This is a genomic window from Sandarakinorhabdus glacialis (assembly GCF_014643455.1).
Classification (GTDB): Bacteria; Pseudomonadota; Alphaproteobacteria; order Sphingomonadales; family Sphingomonadaceae; genus Sandarakinorhabdus; species Sandarakinorhabdus glacialis.
Genome location: NZ_BMJM01000005.1, coordinates 251,434 through 278,046, shown reverse-complemented (window position 1 = coordinate 278,046; position 26,613 = coordinate 251,434). Strand labels below are relative to the sequence as shown.

General features: G+C 63.9%; 25 protein-coding genes. 11 read left to right on the top strand and 14 right to left on the bottom strand.

The window, feature by feature from the left end; all coding sequences use genetic code 11:
- Positions 1-222: 222 nt before the first annotated feature.
- Positions 223-2,958, top strand: a complete 2,736-nt coding sequence (locus tag IEW98_RS09465; protein ID WP_243450660.1) for a TonB-dependent receptor — start codon at positions 223-225, stop codon at positions 2,956-2,958.
- Between the two features lie 46 nt (positions 2,959-3,004).
- The gene (locus IEW98_RS09460; RefSeq protein WP_207792540.1) at positions 3,005-4,591 is read left to right on the top strand and encodes a family 43 glycosylhydrolase; all 1,587 of its coding nucleotides are present in this window, start codon (positions 3,005-3,007) and stop codon (positions 4,589-4,591) included.
- Here IEW98_RS09460 and dacB read toward each other — a convergent pair.
- Together dacB and IEW98_RS09450 are read right to left on the bottom strand one after the other, a co-directional pair.
- Positions 4,492-6,093, bottom strand: a complete 1,602-nt coding sequence (gene dacB / locus IEW98_RS09455; protein ID WP_243450659.1) for a D-alanyl-D-alanine carboxypeptidase/D-alanyl-D-alanine endopeptidase — start codon at positions 6,091-6,093, stop codon at positions 4,492-4,494. The genes IEW98_RS09460 and dacB overlap by 100 nt on opposite strands.
- A 59-nt stretch (positions 6,094-6,152) precedes the next feature.
- Positions 6,153-6,530 carry a winged helix-turn-helix transcriptional regulator gene (locus tag IEW98_RS09450; protein WP_188762685.1) on the bottom strand — a complete coding sequence of 126 codons (378 nt, stop codon included), beginning with the start codon at positions 6,528-6,530 and terminating at the stop codon, positions 6,153-6,155.
- Positions 6,531-6,731: 201 nt separating this feature from the next.
- On the opposite strand from IEW98_RS09450, the gene IEW98_RS09445 reads away from it, so the two are divergent.
- Complete coding sequence (locus IEW98_RS09445) at positions 6,732-8,189, top strand: nitrilase-related carbon-nitrogen hydrolase (RefSeq protein WP_188762684.1); 1,458 nt, start codon at positions 6,732-6,734, stop codon at positions 8,187-8,189.
- Positions 8,190-8,309: 120 nt separating this feature from the next.
- Here the strand turns inward: IEW98_RS09445 and IEW98_RS09440 are convergent, their stop codons facing one another.
- The 7 genes from IEW98_RS09440 to tldD all read right to left on the bottom strand — a co-directional run bounded on the left by IEW98_RS09440 (position 8,310) and on the right by tldD (position 13,646).
- Positions 8,310-9,731, bottom strand: coding sequence for an ammonium transporter (locus tag IEW98_RS09440; RefSeq protein WP_188762683.1), 1,422 nt, complete (start codon positions 9,729-9,731; stop codon positions 8,310-8,312).
- 29 nt (positions 9,732-9,760) lie between these two features.
- Positions 9,761-10,099, bottom strand: coding sequence for a P-II family nitrogen regulator (locus tag IEW98_RS09435; RefSeq protein ID WP_188762682.1), 339 nt, complete (start codon positions 10,097-10,099; stop codon positions 9,761-9,763).
- A 180-nt stretch (positions 10,100-10,279) separates the two neighbouring features.
- Positions 10,280-11,074 carry a patatin-like phospholipase family protein gene (locus tag IEW98_RS09430; protein ID WP_188762681.1) on the bottom strand — a complete coding sequence of 265 codons (795 nt, stop codon included), beginning with the start codon at positions 11,072-11,074 and terminating at the stop codon, positions 10,280-10,282.
- 14 nt (positions 11,075-11,088) lie between these two features.
- Positions 11,089-11,289, bottom strand: a complete 201-nt coding sequence (locus IEW98_RS09425) for a putative signal transducing protein (protein WP_188762680.1) — start codon at positions 11,287-11,289, stop codon at positions 11,089-11,091.
- The gene (locus IEW98_RS09420; RefSeq protein WP_279380361.1) at positions 11,280-11,621 is read right to left on the bottom strand and encodes a DUF2784 domain-containing protein; all 342 of its coding nucleotides are present in this window, start codon (positions 11,619-11,621) and stop codon (positions 11,280-11,282) included. The genes IEW98_RS09425 and IEW98_RS09420 overlap by 10 nt, the downstream gene beginning before the upstream one ends.
- Positions 11,622-11,647: 26 nt before the next feature.
- The gene (locus IEW98_RS09415; protein WP_188762679.1) at positions 11,648-12,196 is read right to left on the bottom strand and encodes a pyridoxamine 5'-phosphate oxidase family protein; all 549 of its coding nucleotides are present in this window, start codon (positions 12,194-12,196) and stop codon (positions 11,648-11,650) included.
- Positions 12,197-12,215: 19 nt separating this feature from the next.
- Positions 12,216-13,646, bottom strand: coding sequence for a metalloprotease TldD (gene tldD, locus IEW98_RS09410; protein WP_188762678.1), 1,431 nt, complete (start codon positions 13,644-13,646; stop codon positions 12,216-12,218).
- Between the two features lie 213 nt (positions 13,647-13,859).
- Here tldD and IEW98_RS09405 point away from each other — a divergent pair, with 213 nt between their 5' ends.
- Complete coding sequence (locus tag IEW98_RS09405; RefSeq protein ID WP_188762677.1) at positions 13,860-14,438, top strand: hypothetical protein; 579 nt, start codon at positions 13,860-13,862, stop codon at positions 14,436-14,438.
- A gap of 334 nt (positions 14,439-14,772) precedes the next feature.
- Positions 14,773-15,657, top strand: coding sequence for a trypsin-like peptidase domain-containing protein (locus IEW98_RS09400; protein ID WP_188762676.1), 885 nt, complete (start codon positions 14,773-14,775; stop codon positions 15,655-15,657).
- Between the two features lie 268 nt (positions 15,658-15,925).
- Here IEW98_RS09400 and IEW98_RS09395 read toward each other — a convergent pair whose 3' ends face one another.
- The 3 genes from IEW98_RS09395 to IEW98_RS09385 all read right to left on the bottom strand — a co-directional run bounded on the left by IEW98_RS09395 (position 15,926) and on the right by IEW98_RS09385 (position 18,139).
- Complete coding sequence (locus tag IEW98_RS09395; RefSeq protein WP_188762675.1) at positions 15,926-16,855, bottom strand: IS1595 family transposase; 930 nt, start codon at positions 16,853-16,855, stop codon at positions 15,926-15,928.
- Between the two features lie 73 nt (positions 16,856-16,928).
- Entirely contained in the window at positions 16,929-17,831 is a 903-nt protein-coding gene (locus tag IEW98_RS09390; protein ID WP_188762674.1) for a hypothetical protein, read from the bottom strand.
- A 59-nt stretch (positions 17,832-17,890) separates the two neighbouring features.
- The gene (locus IEW98_RS09385) at positions 17,891-18,139 is read right to left on the bottom strand and encodes a zinc-finger domain-containing protein (RefSeq protein ID WP_188762673.1); all 249 of its coding nucleotides are present in this window, start codon (positions 18,137-18,139) and stop codon (positions 17,891-17,893) included.
- Between the two features lie 200 nt (positions 18,140-18,339).
- Here IEW98_RS09385 and IEW98_RS09380 point away from each other — a divergent pair, with 200 nt between their 5' ends.
- The 6 genes from IEW98_RS09380 to nadB all read left to right on the top strand — a co-directional run bounded on the left by IEW98_RS09380 (position 18,340) and on the right by nadB (position 25,359).
- On the top strand, positions 18,340-20,652 hold the full coding sequence (locus IEW98_RS09380; protein ID WP_188762672.1) for a TonB-dependent receptor: 2,313 nt from the start codon (positions 18,340-18,342) through the stop codon (positions 20,650-20,652).
- 422 nt (positions 20,653-21,074) lie between these two features.
- A complete protein-coding gene (locus IEW98_RS09375; RefSeq protein WP_188762671.1) occupies positions 21,075-21,308 on the top strand; it encodes a hypothetical protein in 234 nt (77 codons plus the stop codon).
- The gene (locus IEW98_RS09370; protein ID WP_188762670.1) at positions 21,305-22,516 is read left to right on the top strand and encodes a radical SAM/SPASM domain-containing protein; all 1,212 of its coding nucleotides are present in this window, start codon (positions 21,305-21,307) and stop codon (positions 22,514-22,516) included. Before IEW98_RS09375 ends, IEW98_RS09370 begins: the two co-directional genes overlap by 4 nt.
- Positions 22,509-22,724 carry a hypothetical protein gene (locus IEW98_RS09365; RefSeq protein WP_188762669.1) on the top strand — a complete coding sequence of 72 codons (216 nt, stop codon included), beginning with the start codon at positions 22,509-22,511 and terminating at the stop codon, positions 22,722-22,724. The genes IEW98_RS09370 and IEW98_RS09365 overlap by 8 nt, the downstream gene beginning before the upstream one ends.
- A gap of 102 nt (positions 22,725-22,826) precedes the next feature.
- Complete coding sequence (locus tag IEW98_RS09360) at positions 22,827-23,744, top strand: ABC transporter ATP-binding protein (RefSeq protein WP_188762668.1); 918 nt, start codon at positions 22,827-22,829, stop codon at positions 23,742-23,744.
- Positions 23,737-25,359, top strand: a complete 1,623-nt coding sequence (gene nadB, locus IEW98_RS09355; protein WP_188762667.1) for an L-aspartate oxidase — start codon at positions 23,737-23,739, stop codon at positions 25,357-25,359. The genes IEW98_RS09360 and nadB overlap by 8 nt, the downstream gene beginning before the upstream one ends.
- Here nadB and xth read toward each other — a convergent pair.
- Together xth and IEW98_RS09345 are read right to left on the bottom strand one after the other, a co-directional pair.
- Positions 25,356-26,126 (bottom strand): exodeoxyribonuclease III, encoded by a 771-nt coding sequence (gene xth / locus IEW98_RS09350; RefSeq protein WP_188762666.1) that lies wholly within the window; start codon positions 26,124-26,126, stop codon positions 25,356-25,358. The two genes, nadB and xth, sit on opposite strands and share 4 nt — an antisense overlap.
- A 170-nt stretch (positions 26,127-26,296) precedes the next feature.
- A complete protein-coding gene (locus IEW98_RS09345; RefSeq protein WP_243450658.1) occupies positions 26,297-26,602 on the bottom strand; it encodes a GIY-YIG nuclease family protein in 306 nt (101 codons plus the stop codon).
- Positions 26,603-26,613: the final 11 nt, after the last annotated feature.

Sequence of the window (26,613 nt, the reverse complement as noted above, 5' to 3'; positions counted from 1 at the left end):
GGGGCTAGCCCCGCCATCGGAAACACTCCTACTGGCGGCATGATCGAAACCCGGGATTAGCTTAACTTCGCCGCCAAACTGTCCAAACAGACGGGACCACCTCAGTTCGACTATGCCAAGGGCGCCTTTGCCCTGTCCGCCGATGGCAACTACCAGAAGAACAGCGGTAAATGGTCGCCGCGCCTCGCCGGGCTGGTCTCGCGCAACTTTGCCGATGGCGCCATGGGGCTGTTGTTCTCGGCGGCGTACAGCAAGTCCGAAAACGAGATCGACCAGTACCGGCGCCAGGCCGGCCAATCGGATTTCGTCTATCGCGGCAGCACCTGGGCGGGCAATGAAAATCCCCAGCGCGCCGGATTTGCGGCCCCTACCGGTACCAACTTCGGGACTGCGATCACCAACCCCGAAGCCATCGCGCAGCTGTCGGGCTCGAACCCTGCCGCCTATGCCAAGCTGTTCCCCGGTGCGCCGTACAACACGCCCGGCCGCTTCGACGACACCACTGTCCGTTTTCCGTCGCTGCCATCGATCGAGCAGCAGGAAATCCAGACCGAACGCCTCGGCCTGACCGGGTCATATCAATGGCAGATTGCCGAGAAAACGCGCCTCAGCATCGACGGGCTGTATTCGCGTTTCAAGAACCGCAGCACTTATTACCAGGTCCAGGCCGTCGGGCTGAATCGCAACAACACCAACGCCGCCTTCAACACCGCCAATAACAGCCTCACCCCGCAGGCAGCGCGCGCGCTCTATCCCGGAACCTGCGTGCCTGCCGCTGCTTCCGACTTGCTGCCGGCGCAGGATTGCGGCCAAACGCTGTTCGGCACGACGCCGGCGTTCGCCACCGCGCTCAATGCCCAGAACCAGCTGGTCGGCGCGGTGCTTGCACCATCGGCAATCGTGCCGGGCGCCCTCGCCGCTGCCAATCCGGCGACATCGAACATCTTCAGCACCAATCCGTTCAACCTCGATCCCTATGACTATTACAACAACCCGGCTTCGGTCGGCTATATCCGGACCAGCAACCGGCTGGCCTTTCGCGGCGCCCTGATCGGTCGGCCGGCGGTCAAGATCGAGGATGTCAACGTCACCAACGGCAATGTCGATTATCTCGTTGCCACCAATGTCGACCTGCGCTCCGCTGCCGATCGCTCCGAATATACGACGACGTTCAAACAGGGCTCGATCCAGCTCGATCACGAATTCGCCGACAATTTCCGCACCAGTTTCATCGGCGGCATGTCGGAATCGAGCAACGTCACACAGGGTTTGCTGGTCGAGTTCAACCGAATGGATTCGCCGGGCCGCTTTATCTATGACGAACGCGAGGCCGGCAACATGCCGCGCGTCGACTTCGGCTTCGACGCCGCCGACCCCGCCAACTGGCAGACGGTGAAGGGCTTCTCGGCGATCCGCAACTACCAGCGCTATGTCAAGAATAGCTACAAGCAGGGCAAGATCGATTTCGACTGGGCGGTCAACGAAAGCTTCAACGTCAAGTTCGGCGGCAATTACCGCGAATATTCGTTCCAGACCGAGCTGTTCGAACGCAACAACGACCTGCTCAATCCGACCCTTGCGGAAGCCGGCACCAGTGCCGCGTCGGTCGGCCGCGTCGTCGATTTCGGCCAGGGCCTGACGGTCCCCGAAGGCACGCTGGCCAGCTTTTATGCCCCCAGCATCGAAAAGTTCAACGAACTGTACGATTTCACCTGCAACTGCGTCAATAAATGGGGCGACTGGCAGCTGACCAACCGGCGCAACGGTGGCCGCGAGAATTTCGAAGTGCTCGAAAAGGACACCGGCGTCTATCTCCAGTTCGACTGGAACGGCGAGCTGTTCGGGCGTCCATTCCGCGGCAATTTCGGCACCCGCATCGCCGTCACCGATGTCACCTCGAACGGCACCACCTCGGGCGGCCGCGCCATCGTCGGCACCAACAACTACACCGACTATCTGCCGTCGCTCAACATCGTCTACGAACCGATCGACGACGTGCTTGTCCGCTTCGGTGCGTCCGAAGTCATGTCGCGCCCCCTGCTCGGCAATCTGTCGCCGTCGATCACCGCAATCTCGGTGCCCAATACCGGCGACACCACCGGCGCCACGCTGACCATCGGCAACCCGCAGTTGAAGCCGTTCCGCTCGACCAACTACGACGCCAGCCTCGAATGGTATTTTGCCCCGGGCGGCCTGCTCAGCGTCGCGGCCTTCAGCAAGAACATCTCGAGTTTTCCCCAGACGATCTCCTTCGCCGCGCCGCTCTCCGCCTTTGCGGACCCTGAAACCGTGACCGCCATCCGGGCAGGCTTCACCAACCCGTTCCAGCTCGCCTATATCGACGCCAATCTGCCCTTTGTCGCGCGCCAGTTCCGCGATGCACCCGGCGGCTATCTGCGCGGTATCGAGCTGAGCTATCAGCAGGAGCTCGATTTCCTGCCGTGGATCTTCAAGGACCTCGGCCTCCAGCTCAACTACACCTACATCAAGTCGGAGCTGAACTATATCCTCGACCCGGGGTCCGCGACTGTCGCCCGGACCACCGGCAAGGGTCCGTTCCTCGGGGTGTCGCCGCACGCGGTCAACGGCACCATCTCTTATGAAACACCCAAGTTCCGCGCGCGTGTCTCGGTCGCCTATCGCAAGGGCTATTCAGCCACTTATCCGATCGCCGCCGGCTCGTGCGCGCCCGGCCTGCAGAACAGCCCCGCCAACCCGTCGGTCGCCGGCACGCCCTGTGACAGCCCCTTGGTCAACGACTTCACCTTCAGCGAAAGCACCACCAACGTCGACGCTTCGATGAGCTACATGATCACCGAAAACCTGTCGGTAACCGCGGAAGGCCTGAACCTGACCAACCAGGCCAGCGAGCGTTATGCCTATCAGGCCGCGAACGTCGTCACCCAATACGCCAGCTCGGGCCCGATCTATCGCATCGGCGCGCGCTTGCGTTTCTGACCGGCCGGCAACGGCGGGTTATGTTTCCACGAACAGGATTATCGATGTGACCATTACCCGCCGTGAAACGCTGACCGCCGCCGGAGCCGCGCTGCTGGCCTCCGGCGCACGGGCCGCGGCCCCCTGGCCGCCGCCCGCCAGCATCCCGGCGCGGCGCGGCGGCTTCGACAACCAGCGCATCGCCGATCTTGGCGATGGCCGCTTCCTCAACCCGGTGATGGCCGGCGACCATCCCGACCCAACCATCCTCAAGGACGGCCGCGACTATTACATGACGTTTTCGACGTTCGATTCCTATCCCGGATTGCTCATCTGGCACTCGCGCGACCTGATCAACTGGCGCCCCCTCGCCGCGGCGCTGCAGACCAATATCGGCGCGGTGTGGGCACCCGAGCTGTGCAAGCACGATGGGCGTTTTTACCTCTACATCCCGACCAAGAACCCGGCGACCAACTGGGTGATCTGGGCCGACCGCATCGAGGGTCCGTGGAGCGAACCCGTCGACCTCAAGCTGCACGGCCATATCGACCCTGGCCACGCCGTTGCCGAGGACGGCTCGCGCTGGCTGTTCCTGTCCGGCGGCGACCGCATCCGCCTCGCCGACGACGGCCTGTCGACCATCGGCGACGTCGAGCATGTCTATGATCCATGGCGCTACCCCGACACCTGGGACGTCGAGGGCTTCAGCCCCGAAGGTCCCAAGGTCATGCGCCGCGGCGACTATTACTATCTCGTCACCGCTGTCGGCGGCACCGCCGGACCCCCGACAGGCCACATGGTCATCGCCGCCCGCTCGAAAAGCCTGGCCGGACCGTGGCAGCATCACCCCGGCAATCCCATCGTGCGCACCACTTCGATCGACCAGAAATGGTGGTCGCGCGGCCACGCCACGATGGTCGAAGGACCGGACGGCAGCTGGTGGTCGGTCTATCACGGCTATGAAAACGGCTTGGTCACACTCGGCCGCCAGACCCTGCTCGACCCGGTCGAATGGACCGCCGATGGCTGGTTCACCATGGGCGGCGGCGACCTTTCGCAACCCATCGCCAAGCCCCGGGGCGGCACCGCCGTCCCGCATGGCCAACCCCTGAGCGACCCGTTCGAGACCATGGCTTTGGGCACCCGCTGGAATTTCTTCCGGCCCGGTCCCGGCGAACGCGGCCGCGTCCGCACCGAAAGCGGCGCCTTGCTGATGGATGCGCGCGGCAAGGCGCCGTCGGATTCGTCGCCGCTCCTGCTCATCGCCGGCGACCCGTCGTACCAGTTCGAATGCGATATCGAACTCGCCCCGGGCGGGACCGCCGGCTTGATCCTGTTCTACGACGACAAGCTCTACGCCGGGCTGGGCTTCGACGAGAAGCGCTTCGTCACCCACCAATACGGCGTGGAACGCGGCCGCCCGGCCAATCCCAATGGCCGCCGGATGCGGATGCGCGTCGTCAACACGCGCAACATCGTGTCCGTCCACACCAGCGCCGATGCCGGCAAGACCTGGGCGCGCTTCGACCGCGGCATGGATGTCTCGGGCTATCATCACAACGTCCGCGGCGGGTTCCTGATGCTGCGACCGGGCCTGTATTCGGCCGGGCAGGGAACGGCGCGCTTTCGCGATTTTCGGTATACCGCCATCTGATCGTGCAGCGATCCGGCGGCGCTAAAGTCCCTCGGCGATGACGACGAGCGCCCGATCGACGGCAGCGCTGGCCTGCCATCGGTGCCGTCGGGCATGTCGTTGGCCAGCACCGAAAATACCAGCGTGCGGCCGCTTCTGGTCGTCAGATAGCCGGACAGCGCGCGCGCGGCGTTGAGCGAACCGGTCTTGGCGAACAGCTTGCCCTCGAGGCTGGTGCCCTTGAAGCGGTTGCGCAATGTCCCGTCCTGCCCGGCGATCGGCAGCGTCTCCCGCCAGGCCGTGCCCCAGGGCTGGCGAGCGATCCAGGCAAGCAGGGTGGTCGCCGCACGCGGCGTGATGCGGTTGTACGACGACATTCCCGAACCATCGGCAAAGGTGAAGCTCTGGGCCGGGACCTGCGCCTGCGCCATCACCTGCTGCAACGCCGCCTGCCCGTCGGCGATCGACCCGTTGCCGGCCTGCCGGGCAATGCGGTGCAGCATCAGATCGGCGTGGAGATTCTGGCTCTGCTTGTTGATGATCGTCATGTCCGCCGCCAGCAGCGGGGCGGGCAGTGCCGCCAGCATCACGGGCAGCGGCGGCCGCGGCGCCGGCGCGCCGTCCCGAATGGCGGGATCGTCGGACGGAGCCAGCGGCCGGTGCCGCGTTCCGATATCGCCCGTCACCCTGACGCCGCGTTCGCGCAGCAGGTCGCGCATTCGCCATGCTGCATAATGCGCCGGATCATCGATGCTGAAATACCGGATCGCCGGCTTGGCCTCGGCGCCGATCGTCCCGGTCAGCCGGACGAGGCGCGTATTGGGCGCGCGCTCGGCAACGATCGCTTCCGCCGCGCCGGCAATCGTCACGATGCGGTTGTCGATCTGGTAATAGGCGGACGCTATGGCAGTCGGCGTGGCGCCGATGGCTCCGGGCGTGAAGGTCGCCGCGATCTCGTTGTTGTCCAGCGTCAGTGCCGAGATACCGGTGCCATAGCGGGACTGGATGTTATTCCAGCTCATGCCCGGTCCCCAGCGCTCGGCGGGAAACCAGCTATCGTCCCCGACGACATCGCGGACCTGCCGCGTCCTTGCCGCGACAGCGTCGGCGAGGGTCTGCAGGCAATCGGCGACACACTCCGGCGCGCTTGCCAGCAAGGCGTCGCCGCGGCCGTGAAGGACGACATCGAACGAGCCCCGACCGCTTGGTTCCATCCGTACGCCGGTCCCCATCGCCGCCAGCTGGAGCGCCGGGAGGTCGGCATAGGCGGCCGCGGTGGTGAACATCTTGGTGTTCGAGGCGGGAATGAAGCGTTGATCGGCGGCGATGGCGAGCAGCTCTTCGCCCTCGAGCGTCTTGACGACGAGACCATAGCGCGTGCCGGCCGGCCCCTGTGCCAGCAGCGCCTCGATGGCGGCCAGCAATGGCGCGGCGCGATCACGCTCCGCGGCGGCGGCGGCGGCGCCGGCTGCGGACGATTCCACCGGAATGGCAAAGGCGATGAGCAGGGAGGCGAGGCGCATCGGCAGGAGACTAGTCCGGAATAGCGCGGCGACGCCAGACGTCTCGACCAGGACCGTTCTCACCGGACAAACCGCGCACGCGCCGCCCTGAAATCCTTGGCTCGGCGTGTCGCCCATCTGGTCAGCGGATCGACATGCTCGATGAGTTCGAGCCCCAGTTCGGTCAGCGCATATTCGACCCGGGGCGGTACCTGGGCATAAATCGTCCGCGTCGCGAAACCGTCCCGCTCCAGCTGGCGCAGCGCCTGGGTCAACACCTTGGCGGTAATGCCGTCGACCCCGTCCAGGACCCGGCTGAACCGGATCGGGCCCTTGGCCTCGGCGAGAACGCACAACACGCCAAGCGACCAGCGCCCGGCCACTTGCCCCAGGACGTCACGCGCCAATGCGTCGTCATCGGCTATTTCGTTTTGCGCCAGCGACAACGCATGCGCCATATAAGTATCCTTTAGGTCACTATCGATCGATCAGGTGCTTTATTCCAAAAGTATACCGCCTCGTCTAGGTGTCGATACGGGGGCGACATCGCCCGGTCGGGGAACCCCATGGCATCGCTCGCAACGCGGCATATAGAGATAGTTCGACCGGGGCCGGACCGACTTCGGTTCCTGTGGCTGTGCATCGGCGCCGGCTTGTGGTTGTTCGCCGTCGGCGGGCCATGGGATATCGCCTTGGCGCCCTGGCTGTTCTCGGTTTTCCTGCTTCGTTTCTCACGAGACAGCTCGGCAATGGTCGCTATCGGGCTGACCTGGCTGGCTTCGACCGCGGCGGCGATGTTCTGGTTCTGGCAGGTCGCGATCCCGGTCGTGCCGGCCAGCATCGTCGGCGCCTTCGCCTATGGCACGTTGTTCGCCGTGCCGTTCATGCTCGACCGGCTGTTCTGGCGGCAACTGCCGCAGGCCGGCGCACTGCTGCTTTTCCCCGCCGCAGTGGCGAGCTGCGAGTTCATCACAGGGTCGTTCAGCCCGCTGGGCACGTCTTACGGCCTGTTGGCCGTCACCCAGGACAGCAACCTTGCACTGTTGCAGGTCGTTTCCGTTGCCGGTCCCTATCTTGTCGGTTTCTTGATTGGCTGGTTCGCAACGGTCGTCAATCTGGTCTGGCAAAACGGCGGTGCGTGGCGAAAAACACGGCGCCCGGTCATGGTCTACGGCACGCTCCTCGCGGCGATCACCCTGGGCGGCGCCTTGCGCCTGATCCTGTTCCCACCCCAAGCCAATTCTGTGCGGATTGGCGGCATCACGCCCAGCATGGAGGTCCTGGCCGCAGCCAACCGCGTCCTCGGCAAGGATGTCCTGGGGGCGAGCCGCCCCATCAGTGAAGCAGATCATGCGAAAATCGACCCGTCGAGATTCAGGCCGGCGTATGGACTGGTATGGGCCGAACTTCTCGGCAGTACGCGTGCCGCGACGCGGGCCGGTGCGAAAATCATTACATGGTCGGAAAATGCGGCGGTGGTGCGCGCCGAGGACGAGTCCGAACTGCTCGCCCTGGCGTCCGATGTCGCTCGGCAGGAGCAGGTCTACATCAATGTTGCAGTCAACGTCCCGTTCGCCCGCGATCGCACGCACCTGATTGCGCCAAGCGGCAAAGTCTTGTGGACCTATGACAAATCGCACCCCATTCCGGGCATGGAAAATTACGCACCGGGACCGGGCCGTCCAGCCGAGGCCCGGACGCCGTGGGGCCGGATCGCCAACGTCATCTGCTACGACGCCGATTTCCCCGCCATGATGCATGCATCGGCCGACATCATGCTTATTCCGGCTGGGGACTGGCCGCAGATCGGCCGCGTCCACACACTGAAAATGGCAAGCCTGCGCGCCATCGAAAACGGCTATTCGATATTTCGGCAGGACTATAACGGCGTGTCGGCAGCCATCGACCACCAAGGCCGCGTGCTGGCGATGCAGGACACGACAGGCCGCGGCGTGCACATGTTGATCGCGGACGTACCGACGCGGGGAGTCGTGACGCTGTACCGGGCAACTGGCGATGTATTTGCCTGGCTGAGCATGTCACTGACGTTGGCATTAGTCGCGCTGGCGGCGTGGAGACGCCGAAACAAAACCATGATTGCCCCGCCACAGCACTAGCGGACGCCCAACGCTTCAATGGTGCTGGAACGTAAAAAAGGCCCGGCGATTGCTCGCCGGGCCAGTAGGTTTCCTTGGGGAGGAACCTGTTGAGATGCTGGCCCTGTCGCGGGCCGTTCATCAATTGTTGTAGGCGCGCTCGCCGTGCTCGCCGAGATCGAGCCCTTCACGCTCGACTTCGGGCGATACCCGCAGGCCGGTCAGCGCCTTGGCGGCGTAGATGGCGATCGCGGTGCCGATGGCGGCCCAGACGATGGTGGTGCCGACCGCAAGGAACTGGGTAACCAGTTGCTTGCCCATGTCGAAATCGGCGCCGCCGGGCCCGCCGAAGCCGGGCGCATAGACGATGCCGGTACCGATGGCGCCGACGATCCCGCCGACACCGTGGATGCCGAAGGCGTCGAGCGAGTCGTCATAGCCGAGCCGCGGCTTCACGACGGCGACGAAGATGTAGCAGACGACCGCTGCGACACCGCCGAGGACGATGGCACCGAACGGCCCGCTGTTGCCGGCAGCCGGGGTGACGGCGACCAGGCCGGCGATGATGCCCGAAGCCAGGCCGAGTGCCGAAGGCTTGTGGCCGGCGATGCGCTCGGAAAGCATCCAGACCAGCGCTGCAGCAGCGGTGGCGACGAACGTGTTGATCATCGCGAGTGCCGCCGAACCATTGGCCTCGAGTGCCGAGCCGGCGTTGAAGCCGAACCAGCCGACCCAGAGCAAGCCGGCGCCGACCATGGTCAGCGTCAGCGAGTGCGGGGCCATCGAGTCCTTCTGGTAGCCGATACGCTTGCCGAGGATGATCGCCGCGACCAGCGCCGAGACGCCGGCGTTGATGTGAACGACGGTACCGCCGGCAAAATCAAGCGCACCCATTTCGAAGAACAGCCCGCCTGCAGCCCAGACCATGTGAGCGATCGGGAAATAGACGATGGTCAGCCACACCAGGGTAAAGACCATGACCGCCGAGAACTTGATGCGCTCGACGACCGAACCGAGGACCAGCGAGACGGTGATCGCGGCGAAGGTCATCTGGAAGGCGACGAAGACATATTCGGGGATGACGACCCCATCGGTGAAGGTGGCCGCGGTCGAGTCGGGCGTGATGCCTGCGAGGAACATCTTGCCGAAGCCCGAGATGTACGGCTTGAGGCCGTCCGAAGCGTCGGGGCCGAACGCCATCGTGTAGCCGTAGATCACCCAGATCAGCATCGCGAAGCAGGTCGCGGCGCCGATCTGCGTCATCGTCGACAGCATGTTCTTGGTGCGGGTGAGACCGCCGTAGAACAGCTGCAAGCCGGGCAGGATCATCAGCAGGACAAGTACCGTGGCGATCATCATGAAGCCGGTGTCACCCTTGTTGGGGACGGGCACGACTTCGGCCGGCACGGCGACGACGACTGTCGTGACCGGCGTTGCTACGGCCGGCGCAGCAGTCGTGACCGCATCGGCAACGGCCGCGGCTTCCTGTGCAAATGCCGGCGCGGCGACCAGCAGGCCAATGCCCGCGGCTGCCAGACCGAGCTTGTTCAGATCGAATTTCATGCTTCCCCCTCCCGTCATCGCGAAAGTCATCAGAGCGCCGTTTCGTTGGTTTCGCCGGTGCGGATGCGCACGGCCTGACCGATGTCGGCGACGAAGATCTTGCCGTCACCGATCGATCCGGTGTGCGCCGTCTGCTGAATGGTCTCGACGACCTTCGCGGCTTCGGCATCGTCGACGACGACTTCGATCTTGATCTTGGGCACCATGTTGGTGGTGTATTCGGCGCCGCGGTAAATTTCGGTCTGGCCCTTTTGCCGTCCGAAGCCCTTGACCTCGCTGACCGTCATGCCCTGCACCCCTGCAGCCGAGAGTGCTTCGCGCACTTCATCGAGCTTGAAAGGCTTGATCACTGCGATGATGAGTTTCATGGCCCCTCCCGACGCGAAAAACCGCGCTACGGATCGTTATGCATGGATCGTGCCAAGTGTTGCGATGCAGCATGAACCATTCATTGCGGCGTGTTAATACCTTCGAAACTGCCCGATTCTGCGGCATTGTCCTAAAGGTGGTGCAACTTTTAAGCAGGCGCACGAGCCGTTTCGGGAACTTTATAGCAGCTTGCGGATCGCATCCCAATTGTCGGCGATCGAAGCGGCGCCTAGCGCGATAAGCTCGTGCGCGCGCGTAAAATTGCGGACATCGATGTGCCCGATGGCCGGGGCGATCTCGAGGTCCGGCGGGTCGAGCAACAGGCTTTGCCGCGCCAGATGGGTCATCAACAGCGAGATGCCGGCACGGCCGACGCGGAACGGCGTCACCAGGCGCTTGCCGGGCGGCATTCCGGCTTCGGCGCGGCGCAAATAGTCGCCCTGGAGGTTGATCGCGAGCACCGGCGCCTTCGACAGCGCGCGAACGGCGCGGACCGGCACGGGGGTGATGACGCCGCCGTCGACGAGGATCATGCCGCCCGTATGGACCGGCGGAAAGACGCCGGGAATGGCGATCGAGGCGCGAATGGCGTCGACGATCGAGCCGCGGCTGAGCGCGATTTCCGCGCCACTGACAAGGTCGGCGGCGACGATGGCCACGGGCAGGAACAGGTCCTGGAGGTTACCATGGCCGAAGTGCTGGCGGAGTTGCGCGGTGACGGCGCGGCCGCCAAGGACCGAGCCGCGGCGGGGATCGATATCGATGAAGCGGACGACCTGGCGAGCGTTGATGGCACGGGCGATGTCCTCGAGCACGTTGAGGCGATCGGCGGCGAGGCAGACCGCCGCCACGGCGCCGATCGAAGTACCGCTGACGGCATCGACCTGGACGCCGCGTTCATGAAGCGCGTGGAGGACGCCGATGTGTGCCCAGCCGAGGCCGGCGCCGCCGCCGAGCGCCAGGGCAATCTTCATGTGACACCTATTGCCTAGATTTGTGACAGGAGTGCGCGCGCTGCGTCTTCGTCTTCATCGAGGACCATGAGCCGCACCCCGGACAACCCGCTGCCGATCAGCGAGACGATGCCGGCGTCGAAGATGACGGCGTCAATGCCGCCGGCTTCGAGGCGCATGCGCATGATCTCGGCCTCGACGGGATCGAAGATGGTCTGCAGGGTGATCAGCGGCATTGGCGGCGTTTCCAGAAAAAGCGCGCGTAGAACAGCGCGTTGATGCCGATCAAAATGGCGGCGAACAGTGCCTGGGTGCCGCGGGTCAGGCCCTGCGGGTAGATGATCGGGGTCAGATAATGGTCGATGAAGCCGCCGGTGTAGCCGCCCTGCCCTGCCGCTTCGCGGTAGTGCATTTCGATGGGCGTCAGCGGGCAGATGCGGCCCGACAACTCGATCCAGATGCCCCAGGCAAGCGCAGGAAGGTGAAGCCAGATGAGCGCCGGCCAGCGTACCAGTAGCCCGGCGCCGAGCAGCGCGAACAGGATGAAGGCGAAGTGCGCCGCCACCACCAGGTCGGCGGCGTGAGCGGGATTGATCAGGCGGGAACCTTCGTCGCCGGCCGAGTCGGCAATCCGTCGATGCTGCGGGTACGCCGCTCGAAGCTCTTGACCATCGCCTCGGGCGTCTTGGCGGCGTAATATTTGCGCAGCGTCTGGCGTTCCTTGTCGAAGGTCATGAAGGGCACCGCCCAGCCGCAGGAATCCTGGGTGGACTCGACGGCTATATCGAAGATCTGGCGGACGCCGGTCTCGATGGTGAAGTGCGCCGCGAGTTCCCCCCAAGCCGGGTCCTGCGGCAGGACAGGGACACCGCGGCCGTAAAGGCGCAGGATCAGCGCCGGCTGGTCGAAGGCGCAGAACATGATCGTCATGCGGCCGTCGGCGAGCAGATGCGCGTTGGTTTCATTTCCCGATCCGCCGAAATCGAGCCAGGCGACGCGGTTGGGGCCAAGGACGCGGAAGGCATCCATGCCCTTGGGGCTGAGATTGATACGGGCGTCGGGAGCGGCGGTGGCAACGAAGAACACCGGCTGGCGAGCGATGAACGCCGCCTGGTTGTCGGTAATGTGGTCGTAGAAGTCCATCCGCCGCCCCCAATAGTGTTTACGCCGCCGTGCCGCCGACCGTCAGGCCTTCGATGAGCAACGTCGGCTGGCCGACGCCGGCGGGGACGCTTTGCCCGCCCTTGCCGCAGATGCCGACGCCTTCATCGAGCGCGAAATCATTGCCGATCGCCCTCACGCGAGTCAGCACGTCTGGGCCGTTGCCGATCAACGTGGCGCCCTTGATCGGTGCGCCAAGCCGACCGTTCTCGATGCGGTAGGCCTCGGTGCAGCTGAAGACGAACTTCCCGCTGGTGATGTCGACCTGACCGCCACCGAAGCTCTTGGCGTAGATCCCCGACTTGGCCGAGCGCAGGATCTCGCCGGGGTCCTCGGTGCCATTCTCCATGAACGTATTGGTCATGCGCGGCATCGGCGCATGGGCGAAGCTTTCGCGGCGACCGTTGCCGGTGGCGGCGACGCCCATCAGGCGGGCGTTCAGACGGTCCTGCATATAGCCCTTGAGGATGCCGTCCTCGATAAGCACGGTGCGTTCGGTGGGGGTGCCTTCATCGTCGACGGTCAACGAGCCGCGACGGTTGTCGAGGCTGCCGTCATCGACGACCGTGACACCCTTGGCGGCAACGCGCTCGCCGATGCGACCCGAGAAGGCGCTGGTGCCCTTGCGGTTGAAATCGCCCTCGAGGCCGTGGCCGATGGCTTCGTGGAGCAGGATGCCGGGCCAGCCGGGCCCGAGCACGACGGTCATCTCGCCGGCCGGTGCAGCGACGGCATCGAGGTTGGTCAGGGCGTTGGCGAGGGCGATGTCGATGGCGCCGTTCCAGTTTTCGGGCGTGATCAGGCCATCATACAGGTAGCGGCCGCCGAGGCCGTGGAAGCCGGTTTCGCGGCGGCCATCCTTTTCGGCGACGATCTGGACGTTGAGACGAACCAGCGGCCGGACATCGCGGACGCGGTGCCCGTCGGCGCGGATGATCTCGACGACGCTCCAGCTGCCGAGCAGGCTGGCGCTGACCTGGACGACGCGCGGATCGCGGGCGCGGGCGGCGGCGTCGATGGTCTGCATCAGCGCGACTTTTTGCGCAAAGCTGATGCCGTCCAATGGGTTGGCGTCGGTGTAGCGGCGGGCGTTGGTGCGCTGAGGGGCGAGCGCCATCGTGCCGCCATGGCCGTCGCGGACGACGCGGATGGTGTCGGCGGCGCGGGTAATGGCGGCGTCCGACAGTTCGTTGGCGTGGGCGAAGGCGGTCATTTCACCCGCGACGCCGCGCAGGCCGAAGCCTTTTTGCGTGTCGAAGGTGGCGGCCTTGAGGCGCCCGTCGTCGAAGGAGAAGCTCTCCGAGACGGCGTACTGCATGTAGAGTTCGCCGTCGTCGCAGCCGTTGAGGGCCTCGGCGACGAGGCGCTCGGTGCGGGCGGGGTCCAGGCCGGTGTCGGCGTAGAAGATCGTGGCGGGGTCGAGATTGCTCATATCAGCAATATAGGGAGACGCAGGCGGGAGGCAAACAGGCGCGACGAAATGGTTTTAGAACGCGTGATCGATTAAGACGATTATAGGGGATTATGCACTTGAGATACCACGTTTGAAACTGTCTTGAGAACAAACCGGGGGTTTGTGGATAGGGTTGTAGGGTTTGCATTGTCGAGGCTTGCTGTTATACCAGCGCGACTCGGAGGCGCAACAATGGCAGGCAGATATCTAGAAGACGTGATTGCCTTGCGGGCTGATGCCCTGCGGGAATTACGCGAGTCCCCGGCGTTCGATGCGTTCGTCGCTTTAGATGCAGCAGCCGTGTCGCTTGGCGCTGAGCGCGCAACGCTCGATGGTCGGGCCTTTCAGGCCAATTCGCTCGGCGCCGTGCTTGTGGAACGAGCGCGCAATCGCTCAGAACTTCAGAAAGAGATATTGAGCGGTAAGCCGCCAAAGCCGCTCTCGCAGGGCGATGCTGCCGAGATCGTGTTGCGGACGACCGACATGCCCCTGCGCCTGGGCGACCTCTTGGCGGGCGTAGAGGAGCAGGGCCTTGTGCTCACAGGCGACAAGGTGGCGAACTTCCGGTCGAACATTTCACGGGACCGCCGCTTCTATTCGCTGAAGTTCGACGGTCAATATTTGTGGTGGTTCGCCGGGGTGGAACTGCCGAAGGCTTGGGTCGAAGCGACGGGTTATGATCTTGTGATCGAACCCGTCGCGTCGCTTCCATTCTCTAACCAGGAAGGGGGTGGTCCTGTTGCAACAACAGATAATACGTCTGTGACCTAGGCGCTTCCGGGTGTCAGGACGTTCGAGCGTTCTGACGTTCGCAGCCCCGTAGGGGAGCACTCGCAACGGTGATGAGCCGTCTTATCAACCTCAACCTCTAGTCGGCCTTACTTACGAGGGGCCGGCTAGAGCTGATTGTTTAACATAGCAGGACGAATCTGGCAAATGCCTGAGCAAGACCAGCCCGACGAGCCTCTATCAGAGGAAGAGGCGGCGCGCCTACGCGACGAGGTAATCAAGCGGATGCTGGCTACGCCGCCGAAGCCAAAAGCCAAATCTCCAAAACCGAAGTGATGAACTTGCATCGTAACGATCAGTAATTCATGCGCTGCACATGTTCAGAAATGCATGCGCGATTGCTCGCGAGTTCACCCGTCCTGTAATCCTGTGCCGCAAGACAGTCTCCGGGGTCTGCTCAAGCAGCATAGGGTCTTTCATCGTTCTAAATAACGAAGGCTGGATTCTGACGGCAGGGCACATCATCGACCAGTTGGACAAGCTCGTGGCCGAAGAGAAGGCCACTCGCGACCACCCGACTCGATTGGCGGCAATAAAATCAGACAGCACGCTCAGTAAGAAAGACAAGTACGATCTAATCAAAGCGCTAGGTAAAATAATGCCCGACGCCACGGAGCGGGCTGCGGCAAATTGGCATTTCCCTGGGGCTGTTCTCACTCAAGCCAAGCGTCATGGTGTCGTAGATATCGCTGTGGGCAAACTTGAACCTTTCGATCCGAGCTGGGTCACGACCTACCCGGTCATCAAAGATCCTCAGAAAGATTTTGAGCCTGGCGCAAGCCTTTGCAAATATGGCTATCCATTTCATACAGTTGTGCCCTCTTTTGATGATGCCGCAGGGAGCTTTACAGTCGAAGGAGACCCGCTTCCGCTTTTCCCTATGGAGGGGATTTTTACACGTGGTGTGAATTATGTGGTACCAGGCGGACCGCCTTCACCGTACCCGTTGATTTACTTGGAAACCTCATCGCCGGGTTTGAGAGGGCAAAGTGGAGGGCCTACATTTGATGTCCATGGCGCCATCTGGGCGATTCAATCTCAGACGCATCATTTACATCTGGGCTTTAATCCGCCAATTCCTGGTGGGAAGAACGGCGAAACTGAGCATCAGTTTCTAAACGTGGGATGGGGCGTTCATTCCACGACGATTTTGGGGGTGTTGGCGGAACTCGGTGTTACCCACACCGTTTCTGCATTTTAGGAGCTGAAGAATGCTTGAGATTGGATCGCTCGCGCCCAGCGCTGGAATCGTCTTAGTGGCATCCCAGTTTGGATATTCGACACCCGAAATATTTAGCCAATGCATTGGCGGCGACAGGGTCTTTGACTTGGTTCCCCCTTCAACGGGTTTGAACGATGTACTGCAAGCGTTAGCGGATAAGACCTTTTGCGTCGCAAGTCTCGTTCTCACCGCCGAAGCCTAATTCTATTTCCACCGTTGATTACGAGGCCGCTTGCCAGCGGGCTTTTCAGGCGGCGAGTCGGTTAGCTTGTTGGTAGGTCAACCGCTTGCCGACAACGCCGCGTAGGGCAATCACGGCCCGCTCGTTATCGTTCACGCCGTTGGCGATGCGGTTGGTATAACGGAAGTCGAACTCCGCCAGATAGCGATGCAGATGCTGTTCGCCGCAATGCTGGTAGATGCCGCGCATCCCACGCTTGAAAATTGAGAAGAAGCCTTCAATCGTGTTTGTGTGCGCCAGATCGCGGACATACTCGCCGCGTGCATGCGTCACGCGCTGGTGCGATGCGAACTCGCGGCCAACTGCCCAATAGAGGCGGGCTTCGTCGGTCATCAAGGTAGCTTCGCGGGCAACGTTGTTGCGGACGATGGTGGCGACCTCGCCGCCGGTGATGGCTTCCGAGTTGATCGAACGGACTTCGCCGGTGTCGCGGCAAACCAGCGACACTACACGCATCTTGTGACGGAAGCCGCCCTTTGGAGCGTCAACGCCCTTGCGGCGACCGATGTAGGTTTCATCGACTTCGACAAAGCCGCCAGCGCCGCCAAGCGGGCCGGTGTCGCCAGCCATCATTGCTTCGCGGATGCGGTGGGCCATGAACCATGCCGTGCGGTACGAGCCGAAGCCAAGCGTGCGGAACAACCGGTGGGCCGAAATGCCCTTCTTGCTTGACACCATCAACTGTGTCGCCAGCAACCACTTGTGCAGCGGAATGTGCGAGCGTTCGTAGATCGTGCCCATCGTGGCGGTGAACGGCTTGCGGCAATCCTTGCACTTGTAGAGGCCTGGGCGGGTCGTCTTGCCCTGCATCAAGGTCGAATTGCCGATGACGCCGCAATGGGGACAGACGCGACCATCGGCCCAACGGATTGCCTCGAAGTGCGCACGCGCCGCGTCTTCGTCATGGTAGATCGCGGCGGTGAGGTTCGTGGTCATGCATTCTACCTACGCTCATGGCGTGGTATGTCAAGTGCATAATCCCCCGATTATAACCTGTTTGGTTTCTTTGTCAAGTCCCGAAGGCGCAGGTGAGATGCCAGGCCTTGCCCGGCCGGTCGAATTCGATCCGCGAGCAATGGCTTAGCACATCGCCGCCCAGCAAAATCCAGGGGTTGCGGCCCTTCTTGCGGCTGGCGGTGACGGTAATGGTGTCATCGTCGTCCTCGACGGTGCTGGTGCCGGCCTTGGCCTGGGCGTCGAGGGCCTGGGCCTGGATTTCGGTGATGCGGACGCCGGGTTTCGACATCGGCAGTCCTAGCAGGGTGGCGCCGGGTGCGGGCGTCATGCGCTCAAAGGGCAGCGCAACTCCCGGAAAAGGCTTCCAGAATCCAACCAGGCCGTTGCGCTTCATGAGGCCGGCGGCGACAAGGGCAGCGGCGGCGCGGCCATTCATCACGGTGTCGGGGCTGTTGAGTTCGAGGGCGACGTCGATGTTCTCGTCGCCGATGCGGGCTTTGAGGCCGGCGTCGCCCTTGCCCTTGCGGGTGAGGGTGTAAACCTTTGAATTTGCAGCTTGCGGTCCAAGTTCGACGATGATGCGGTCGGCCTTGAGCACCGACAGCGCGAGCACGCCTTCGGCATCGGCGGCGATGGGGCGATCGACCCAGATCACCGGAAGTGTCGACTTTTTAAGGCCTTGCGGGGTGACGCCGAACAGATTGCCGCGGAAGGTGGCCTCGCCGCCGGGGATCAGCGCGCTTTTGAACGTGCGCTTGCCGATCAGCGGAAACGGCTTGAGGCCGGCGCGCTGGGCCGGCTCGGTGTTGAGGATGAGCGCCGAATCAAAGCTGAGCGCCAGCCGGATATCGAGCGTCGATTGCTTGAGGCGGACGGGAATATGGGGCTGTTTGCCGGGCGCGGCGGTGATGACGAAGGGTGGCTGCGGGGCGGTTTGCGCCCCGAAAGCGGGCATGGCGAGTATCGCGACGGCCAGTCCCAGGCAGGTTTGCGGAACAACGACCCGAGAAGGCCTCACCGCGTATCTGCTGGGCTGCCCGCCAGGATGAAGCGGCGGTCGCAATAACCGCAATCGGCGACACCTTCGCTACCGATCTGGAGCCAGACGCGCGGGTGGCCATCGGCACCCGACGGCGCGTGGACGGCGGCGTTGCCGGTCGGCGGGCCAGTCAGGATTGCTGCGATCGCGCCGGGCTCGTCCCCGTCGCAGAAAACGCGCGCCGCGTCGGTTACGAAGATTTCGGGTGGAGGAGGGGTCTGCATGCCACTTCCTATCGCGCGCACCGGCCAGTGTCACGCTGCCGTGATGACACGGCGCGTTGTGGCCGCCGGGCAACTGTGGCGAAATGCCTGTGGATCGAAACCAAAACGTCATCGAAGCGCAACCGCCGTGTCATCAGCATGCGTCATCCGCCCTGTTGCAACGCAGCAACGCCGCTGCCGGACAATCGGGGACCATCGTCATGCGCTATCGTCTTTTCGGCACCGCCGCCTTCATCGCGCTCGCCGCGCAGCAGTTGCCGGCGCAGGAAATCGCTGCCGCCGATACCGCCGATGCCGGTTTCGACGAGATCGTCGTGACGGCGCAGAAACGTTCGGAGAAGATCTCCAATGTTCCGATCACGATTACCGCGTTCACCGGTTCCCGGCTGCGCGAACTCGGCGTGTCGCAGTTCGATCAGCTGGCGGCGTTCATCCCCGGCCTCAACATCCAGGAGCAGAGCCCCAACAACCCGGGCTTCGTCATTCGCGGCGTCACGTCGGATTCGGGCTCGTCGCAGGGTTCGCCGGCGGTGACGGTCTATCTGAACGGCGTCGATGTCAGCCGGTCACGCGGGTCGTATTTCGACCTGTACGATCTCGAGCGCATCGAGGCGGTCAAGGGTCCGCAGGCGACGCTGTTCGGGACGGCAGCGGCAATCGGCGCGGTCAGCATCATCACCAACAAGCCGACGAAGGACGCCGGCGCCGAGCTGCGCGTCGCCTATGGCAATTTCAACCAGATGCGGGCCGATGGTTTCATCAATTCAGGCGGCGACGTGCTGACGGCGCGGCTGGCGTTCGCGGTCAAGCTGCGCGACGGCGTCGTCCCGAACATCGCGGGACGGCCGGGCTCGCAGACGCCGAACGGCCCCGAGATCGACGATCTCAACGGCCAGGGCCAATATGGGGCGCGGCTGTCGCTGCGCTATGAAAAGGACGACCTGCTGGTCGACCTCGTCGGCACCTATGACGGCCAGCGCGCACCGGGGACGGCGTTCAAGTCGGGCACCTATGCACCGACCGGCGGCACCACGTCGCCGTTCACCTATGCCGAAGTTGCAGGCTCGCCACTCAGTGAGCAGGTGCTCGGCGGATCGCAGCCCGAGCTGGTCCGCAACGTCTATGACGTCAATCTGACGGCGCGTTATTCGATGACGGACTCGCTCTCGGTGACGCAGATCCTGGGCTATCGCCGCTTCGATTCGAACGAGGTCTTCGATGCCGACGGGACGCAGGCCTGGTTCCTCGAATTCGCCGAGGACGCCCGCGGCGAGCAGTTCAGCAGCGAGACGCGGCTGAACTACGACAGCGACACGGTGCGGGCGTTTGCCGGGTTCAACTTCTTCCACGAAACGGGTTCGCAGACGGTGCCGTTTTCGACCGAGGAAGGCACGTACCTGCAATGCGCGGCGCGGCTGGTACCGGGGTTGCCGTGCATCAATGCGGCGGGCGTGGTGACGGCGGCGCAGGCGACGCGCATCCTGACCGGCGGGCGGGCGACGGTGATCCCGTACAGCTCGGTGTTCAGCAATTCGGCGACGACCAACACCTATTCGGCGTTCGCCGACGTGACGTGGATCCCGGTGCCTAGCCTTGAACTGACCGTCGGCGCGCGATTGCTGATCGAGGACCGGACCAGCGGCTTCTTTGCGCGGGTACCGAATTCGGTGATCACCGGCGCGCCGCTGATCCCGGGGCAGGTCGATACCAAGGGCCAGACCTTTAAGGCGCAGGGTGATTTCCAGGCGTTCCTGCCGCGCGCCAACCTGCTTTGGAAAGCGACCGACTGGGCGAATTTGTACCTGACCTATTCGCGCGGGCGCCGATCCCCGGTGGTACAGCTCGGCGTGCGGGCGGGCGGGTTGCCGAACCGCACCAACGTGGGCGCCGAAACGCTGACCAACTACGAAGGCGGCGTGAAGTTCTTTGCCGGCAATGTCAGCGGCAGCGTCGGGGCCTTCTATATCAAGTACCAGGACTTCCAGGTCAGCTTGGTACGGCCGGGGTTGCCGAACCTGACGGTGAGTGCCGGCAGCGCGACCAACAAGGGCGTCGAGGCCGAGGTTTCGGCGCGGGTCGGCAACAACCTGAGCCTGTTCGCCAACGGCGCCTATATCGACGCGCGTGTCGATAAGAACCCGGCGTATCCGACATTCTCGGGCGATCGTTTCCGCTTGCAGTCGGAGTGGCAGGCCGCGGCAGGCGGCACGTTGACCGTGCCTATCAACGACAGGATCGAGCTGGTCGCGACGCCGACGGTAACGTATCGCTCCGGGGTGTTCTTCGAGCTGCCGAACAACCCGGTGACGTCGCAGGGGCCGGTGACGCTGGTGAATTTGCGTGCGGGTGTGCAGGACCCGGGCGGCAAGTGGCAGGTGCTGGGGTTCGCCTCGAACCTGCTGGATAACGAATATGTGCTCGATGCGGGGAATACGGGGGGTGGCTTCGCGATTCCGACGTTTATCCGGGGGTTGCCACGGTTGTTCGGGGTTGAGGGTGTTGTGCGGTTTTGAGCAGCGCCGCGCGCGCGTAGCGCTTCCGCTACGCGCCGACAGGCGCAAGCACGGCCAGCGGGGCGGCGCGGGCGAAGCGCGCCGAACCCGTCTGACGACGGCGCGGGCTTTGCCCGTGCTCCTTGCTTGCGCTCTCGTCCTTTTACTGCAGCGACGGCCCGCGCGGTAAAGCTGGATGCCAGCCTTCGCTGGCATGACAGTGGGACCAGGGTTCGCTTCATTTTCATGGGGCGGGATTAGAAGCTAGGTCCCGGGTCGAGCCCGGGATGACATCATTCTGGATGGAACGCCCTTTCACCGGCACCACCAAAACCGTTAAGCCATCATCAAGATCTCATACCCCTTTATTGCAGTGATGCCGTAACGGTGAAGATCATGTATATTACGCCTGCTACTCACTCAGGTCGCAGGGGAGAATTTGCATGGCAGTTCCCAAGATGAGACTTGAAGCGCTTTCTTTGGAGCGACTCCACCGTTTGCTCGATCCGGGCCGGGTTTATTACCGGCCTGTTGTATTCGACATCTTCCAGCGCGGTGAATTGTCGGAGTTGCAGGCGCTGGTCGTCGGCGCCCGCGAGTTGAAGGAAGAATTCGGCGATTTCGATGGGTTGATCAAGGCGGCGGAGCAGGCGTCGCGCAAGGCCAGCGCGACGTGACCACCCTACGGGCGGATGTATCCCTGCCCGTTCGTTATTCCGGCATCGACGACATCATGAAGCGGATACCCGTCAGCGTGGTCTGGGAGATCACGCTGGCGTGTGACCTGGCGTGCCAGCATTGCGGATCGCGTGCTGGGCGGCGGCGGCGTGACGAATTGTCGACGGCGGAGGCGCTCGACCTGGTGGGGCAGATTGCCGAACTGGGCGCGCGCAGCGTCGGGCTGATCGGCGGCGAGGCGTATTTGCGCAAGGACTGGCTGCAGATCATCGCGGCGGTGCGCGCGGCGGGGATGGAGTGCGACCTGCAAACCGGCGGCCGGAATCTGACCGCGGCGAGAGCGCAGGCGGCGGCCGATGCCGGGCTGAACGCGGTGGGCATCTCGATCGACGGGATCGGGGCGACGCACGACCGGCTGCGCGGGGTGATCGGCTCGTATGAGCTGGCGCTGGCGGCGATGCGCAACGTGCGAGCGGCGGGGCTCGAGGTCGGGGTGAACAGCCAGATTAATTCGGCGACGCTGCACCAGCTGCCCGAATTGATGGACATCATCATCGCCGAGGGGTGCCGGAACTGGCAGCTGGCGATCACCACGGCGATGGGCAATGCGGCCGACCATCCGGATTTGCTGCTGCAGCCGTGGCAGATGATGGAGGTGATGCCGCTGCTGGCCGAGCTTGCCGAGAAGGGCCGCGCGCAGGGGCTGTTCCTCCAGCCGGCGAGCAATATCGGTTATTTCGGCCCGCATGAATCGCGGTTGCGCAACGTCATGAACGAGGAGATTCATTTCCACGGCTGCAACGCCGGCGACACCGTGCTGGGCATCGAGGCGGACGGGACGATCAAGTCGTGCCCGGGGCTGCCGAGCCCCTATGCCGGGGGGAATATCCGCGAGCGGCGGCTGCGTGATATATGGGAGAATGCCGAGCCGTTGGCGTTCAACCGGCGGCGGACGGTCGATGATTTGTGGGGCTATTGCCGAGGGTGTTATTACGCCGAGACGTGCCTGGCGGGGTGCACCTGGACGGCGCACGCGCTGATGGGGCGGGCGGGGAACAACCCGATGTGCCACCACCGGGCGCTGGATTTCGATGCGCGCGGGCTGCGGGAGCGGCTGGTCAAGGTCAAGGACGCCGAGGGGCGGTCGTTCGATCATGGCGAGTTCGAGATCGTGGTGGAGCGGGTGCCGGAGCGGGTGCATGGCTGAGCATGCCAATCGCGAGCCGGGACGCATACCCGTGCCGCTGCGGCTGTGCCGGGCTTGTCGGCAGTTCGTGCGGATCGAGAATGCGGACTGTGATTTTTGCGGGGCGGACCTGGAGGCGCTCGAGATCGCCCATGCCGAGGCGGTGACGGCGATGCGGGTGGCGGGGGATGCGTTGCGGGCGGCATTGGAAGGGCGTTTGCGAGGTTGATGGGAACCCCCACCCCGCTCGGCTGGGGCCGAGTCGCCCTGCCCGCAAGGGGGAGGGAGTCGGAGGGTTGCCTGGGATTGTGACCGGGCCTATCTCCGCTGCATGACACAATCCGCCATTTCGATCTGCGGCCTTGAAAAGACCTATGCCGGGGGGAAACAGGCGCTGCGCGGGATCGATCTCGAAATTCCGCGGGGCAGCATGTTCGGGCTGCTGGGGCCGAACGGCGCCGGCAAGTCGACGATGATCAATATCCTCGCGGGGCTGGTCAACAAGACCGCGGGAACGGCGAATGTCTGGGGGTTCGATATCGACGCGCACCCGCGGAACGCCAAGGCGAGCATCGGCATCGTGCCGCAGGAACTGGTGTTCGATGCCTTCTTCACGCCGTTCGAAACGCTGGAATTGCAGGCCGGACTGTTCGGCGTGCCCAAGGCCAGGCGGCGCACAATGGAGCTGCTGCGCGCCGTGCACCTCGCGGACAAGGCCCATGTTTATTCGCGGACGCTGTCCGGCGGCATGAAACGCCGCCTGCTGGTAGCGAAGGCGCTGGTGCATAACCCGCCAGTACTGGTGCTCGACGAGCCGACGGCGGGGGTCGATATCGAGTTGCGCCAACAGCTTTGGGAATATGTGCGGACGCTCCACGGTGCCGGGACGACGGTGGTGCTGACGACGCATTATCTCGAGGAAGCCGAGGCGCTGTGCGACCGGATCGCAATCGTCAACGATGGCGCGGTGGTGGCGAACGACCTGACATCGGTGCTGCTGGCGACGGCGGGGGACAAGAAATTGATCGTCACGGTCGATCGGGATTTGACTGAAGTGCCGGCGGGGCTGGAGGCGCGGACCGAGTTGAAGGGCGACCGGATATTGACGGTCACCTATGACAAGCGCGCGCGGAATGCCGGGCAGGTGCTGGCAGGGATCGCGGCGGCAGGGCTGGGCGTTATCGATGTGGCGACCGAGGAAGCCGATCTGGAGGACGTGTTTTTGGAGCTGACGCGTTCCCATGGCTAGGCGTCCGGCGCCCGAACCGCGGGCTTTCGATGTGGTGGTGATCGGGTCGGGTGCGGCCGGGTTGACGACGGCGCTCAACCTGGCGGCGCGGTTCAAGGTCGCGGTGCTGGCCAAGGGCGATGTCGCGGCGGGATCGACGGCTTGGGCGCAGGGTGGGATTGCCGCGGTGCTCGAGGCCGGCGACACGATCGAGAGCCATATCGAGGATACGATGGTGGCGGGCGCGGGGCTCAACGACCGGGCGGCGGTGGAGTTCGTGGTCGAGAATGCGGCGGCGGCGATCGACCGCCTGGCCGAACTGGGGGTGCCTTTCAATCCGGGCGATACTTTGAGCGAGCGTTGGCATCTGACGCGCGAGGGCGGCCATTCGCACCGGCGGATCGTCCATGTCGATGATGCGACGGGTTGGGCGGTGCAGCAGGCGTTGCAGGCGGCGGCGACGGCGCATCCGAACATCACGCTGGTGCCGGGGATGGTGGCGCTGGACCTGATTACCGAGCGCAATGTCGAGGGCGAGCGGTTTGCGCCGCGGGGCTGCCACGGCGTCTATGCGTTCGACACGGGGACGCGCCATGTGCAGGCGTTCGTCGGCAAGGCGGTGGTTCTGGCGACCGGCGGGGCGAGCCGGGTCTATCAATATTCGACGAACCCCGATGGCTCGACGGGGGATGGCGTGGCGATGGGCTGGCGCGCCGGGTGCCGGGTTTCGAACATGGAATTCAACCAGTTCCATCCAACGTGCCTGTTCCATCCGACGGTCAAGAACTTCCTGATTACCGAGGCGGCGCGGGGTGAAGGCGGACATCTGAAGCTGCCGGATGGGACGCGCTTCATGGACCGGTACGATGCCCGGCTCGAACTGGCGCCGCGCGATGTGGTGGCGCGGGCGATCGATGCCGAGATGAAGCGGCTGGGGCTCGACCATGTGCTGCTCGATATTTCGCGCCTGGGGGCGGATTTCGTCCGGCATCATTTTCCCATGATTCATGCGCGGCTGCTCGAGCTGGGTATCGATTGCACGGTGGAGCCGATCCCGGTGGTGCCGGCGGCACATTATTCGTGCGGCGGGGTGATGGTCGATCTGGCCGGGCGGACCGACCTGGCGGGGCTGTGGGCGGCGGGCGAGGTGACGCAATCGGGGCTGCACGGGGCGAACCGGCTGGCGTCGAACTCGATCCTGGAATGCCTGGTTTTCGGGCAGGCGGTGGCGGACGACATTGCGGCGCGCTGGGACGATGCGCCGGTGCCGGTAATCCGGGCCTGGGACGAGTCGCGGGTGACGGATTCGGACGAGGAGATCGTCGTCGCGCATAATTGGGACGAGTTGCGGCGCTTCATGTGGGATTATGTCGGCATCGTGCGGACCGACAAAAGGCTGCAGCGGGCGGCGCACCGGGTGAAGCTGTTGCGCAAGGAAGTGCAGGATTATTACGGCAATTTCCGGGTTACGCCGGATTTGATCGAGCTGCGCAACCTGGTGACGGTGGCGGATCTGATCGTGCGGTCGGCGCGGGCGCGTAAGGAAAGCCGCGGGCTGCATTATACTACGGATTATCCAAAGACGCTGGCGAAGGCGAAGGATACGGTGCTCGATCCGGTGGTGGGACGGCTTTAGTCCAGTTCGATCCAGACGGGGGCGTGATCGCTGGCGTGCGGCTGACCCCGGACGTCTCTGTCGACTTCGGCGGCGGTAAGGCGCTTGGCGAGGTCGGGGGTCAGCAGGAAATGGTCCAGCCGGAGCCCGGCGTTGCGGGTGTAGGCGTTGCGGAAATAATCCCAGAAAGTGTAGATGGTTTCGTCCGGGTGGAGGGCGCGGATGGCGTCGGTCCAGCCTTGATCCACCAGCTTGAACCAGGCGGCGCGGACTTCGGGGGCAAACAGCGCGTCCTCGTGCCAGCGTTCGGGTTTGTAGACGTCGTTTTCGGTCGGCATGACGTTGAAATCGCCGGCGAGGACGACGGGGGCGCCGGATCCAAGTAGCGATGCGGCGTGGGCGTGAAGGGCGGCGAACCACGCCATCTTGTATTCGAATTTCGGGCCGGGACGGGGGTTGCCGTTGGGCAGGTAGAGCCCGGCGATGAGGATGCCGTTTACTGCGGCTTCGAGGTAGCGGCTTTGGGTCGGATCGGGGTCGTCCGGTAGGCCGCGGCGGGTCTCGACGGGGTGGCTGCCCCGGGCGAGGATGGCGACGCCGTTCCAGCTTTTCTGGCCGTGCCAGATGGCGCCATAGCCGGCGGCCTCGAGCGCGGCGCGGGGGAAGTTGTGCTGTTGGGCCTTGAGTTCCTGGAGGATGACAGCATCGGGTTTTCGGGCGGCGAGCCATTCGAGGAGGATGGGCAGGCGGCCGTTGATACCGTTGACGTTGAAGGTGGCGATTTTCATGGCGTCGGTGGAACGCGGGACGCGGTCGGGTGGTGGCGCTGTTCGCTAAAACGATCGTCATGCCGAACTTGTTTCGGCATCCAGTGTGGGGCGAGGCGGGATAGTGCAGGCTTGGTACCGCGATGGATGCCGAAACAAGTTCGGCATGACGAACGATTGGTGGCGGAGCGTTACTTTAACGGCGGCGCAAGGTTCCAGGCTTCTGCGAGGTCGATCCAATGGGGGTTGCTCGCTTCGATCAGGTTGATCTTCCAATCGCGGTGCCAGTTCTTGGGCTGTTTTTCACGGGCAATCGCAATCGGCATGGTGGCCTGATTTTCGGCGAGGACGAGGCGGTGGACACCATATCGCGACGTGAAGCCTTGGATGAGGTCGTTGCGATGTTGTTGGAGGCGCTGGGCCAGGTTCGAGGTAACGCCGATGTAGAGGGTGCCGCGGGGTTGGCTGGCCATGATGTAGGTGACCGGCTGGCGCATTTTGGTCCCTT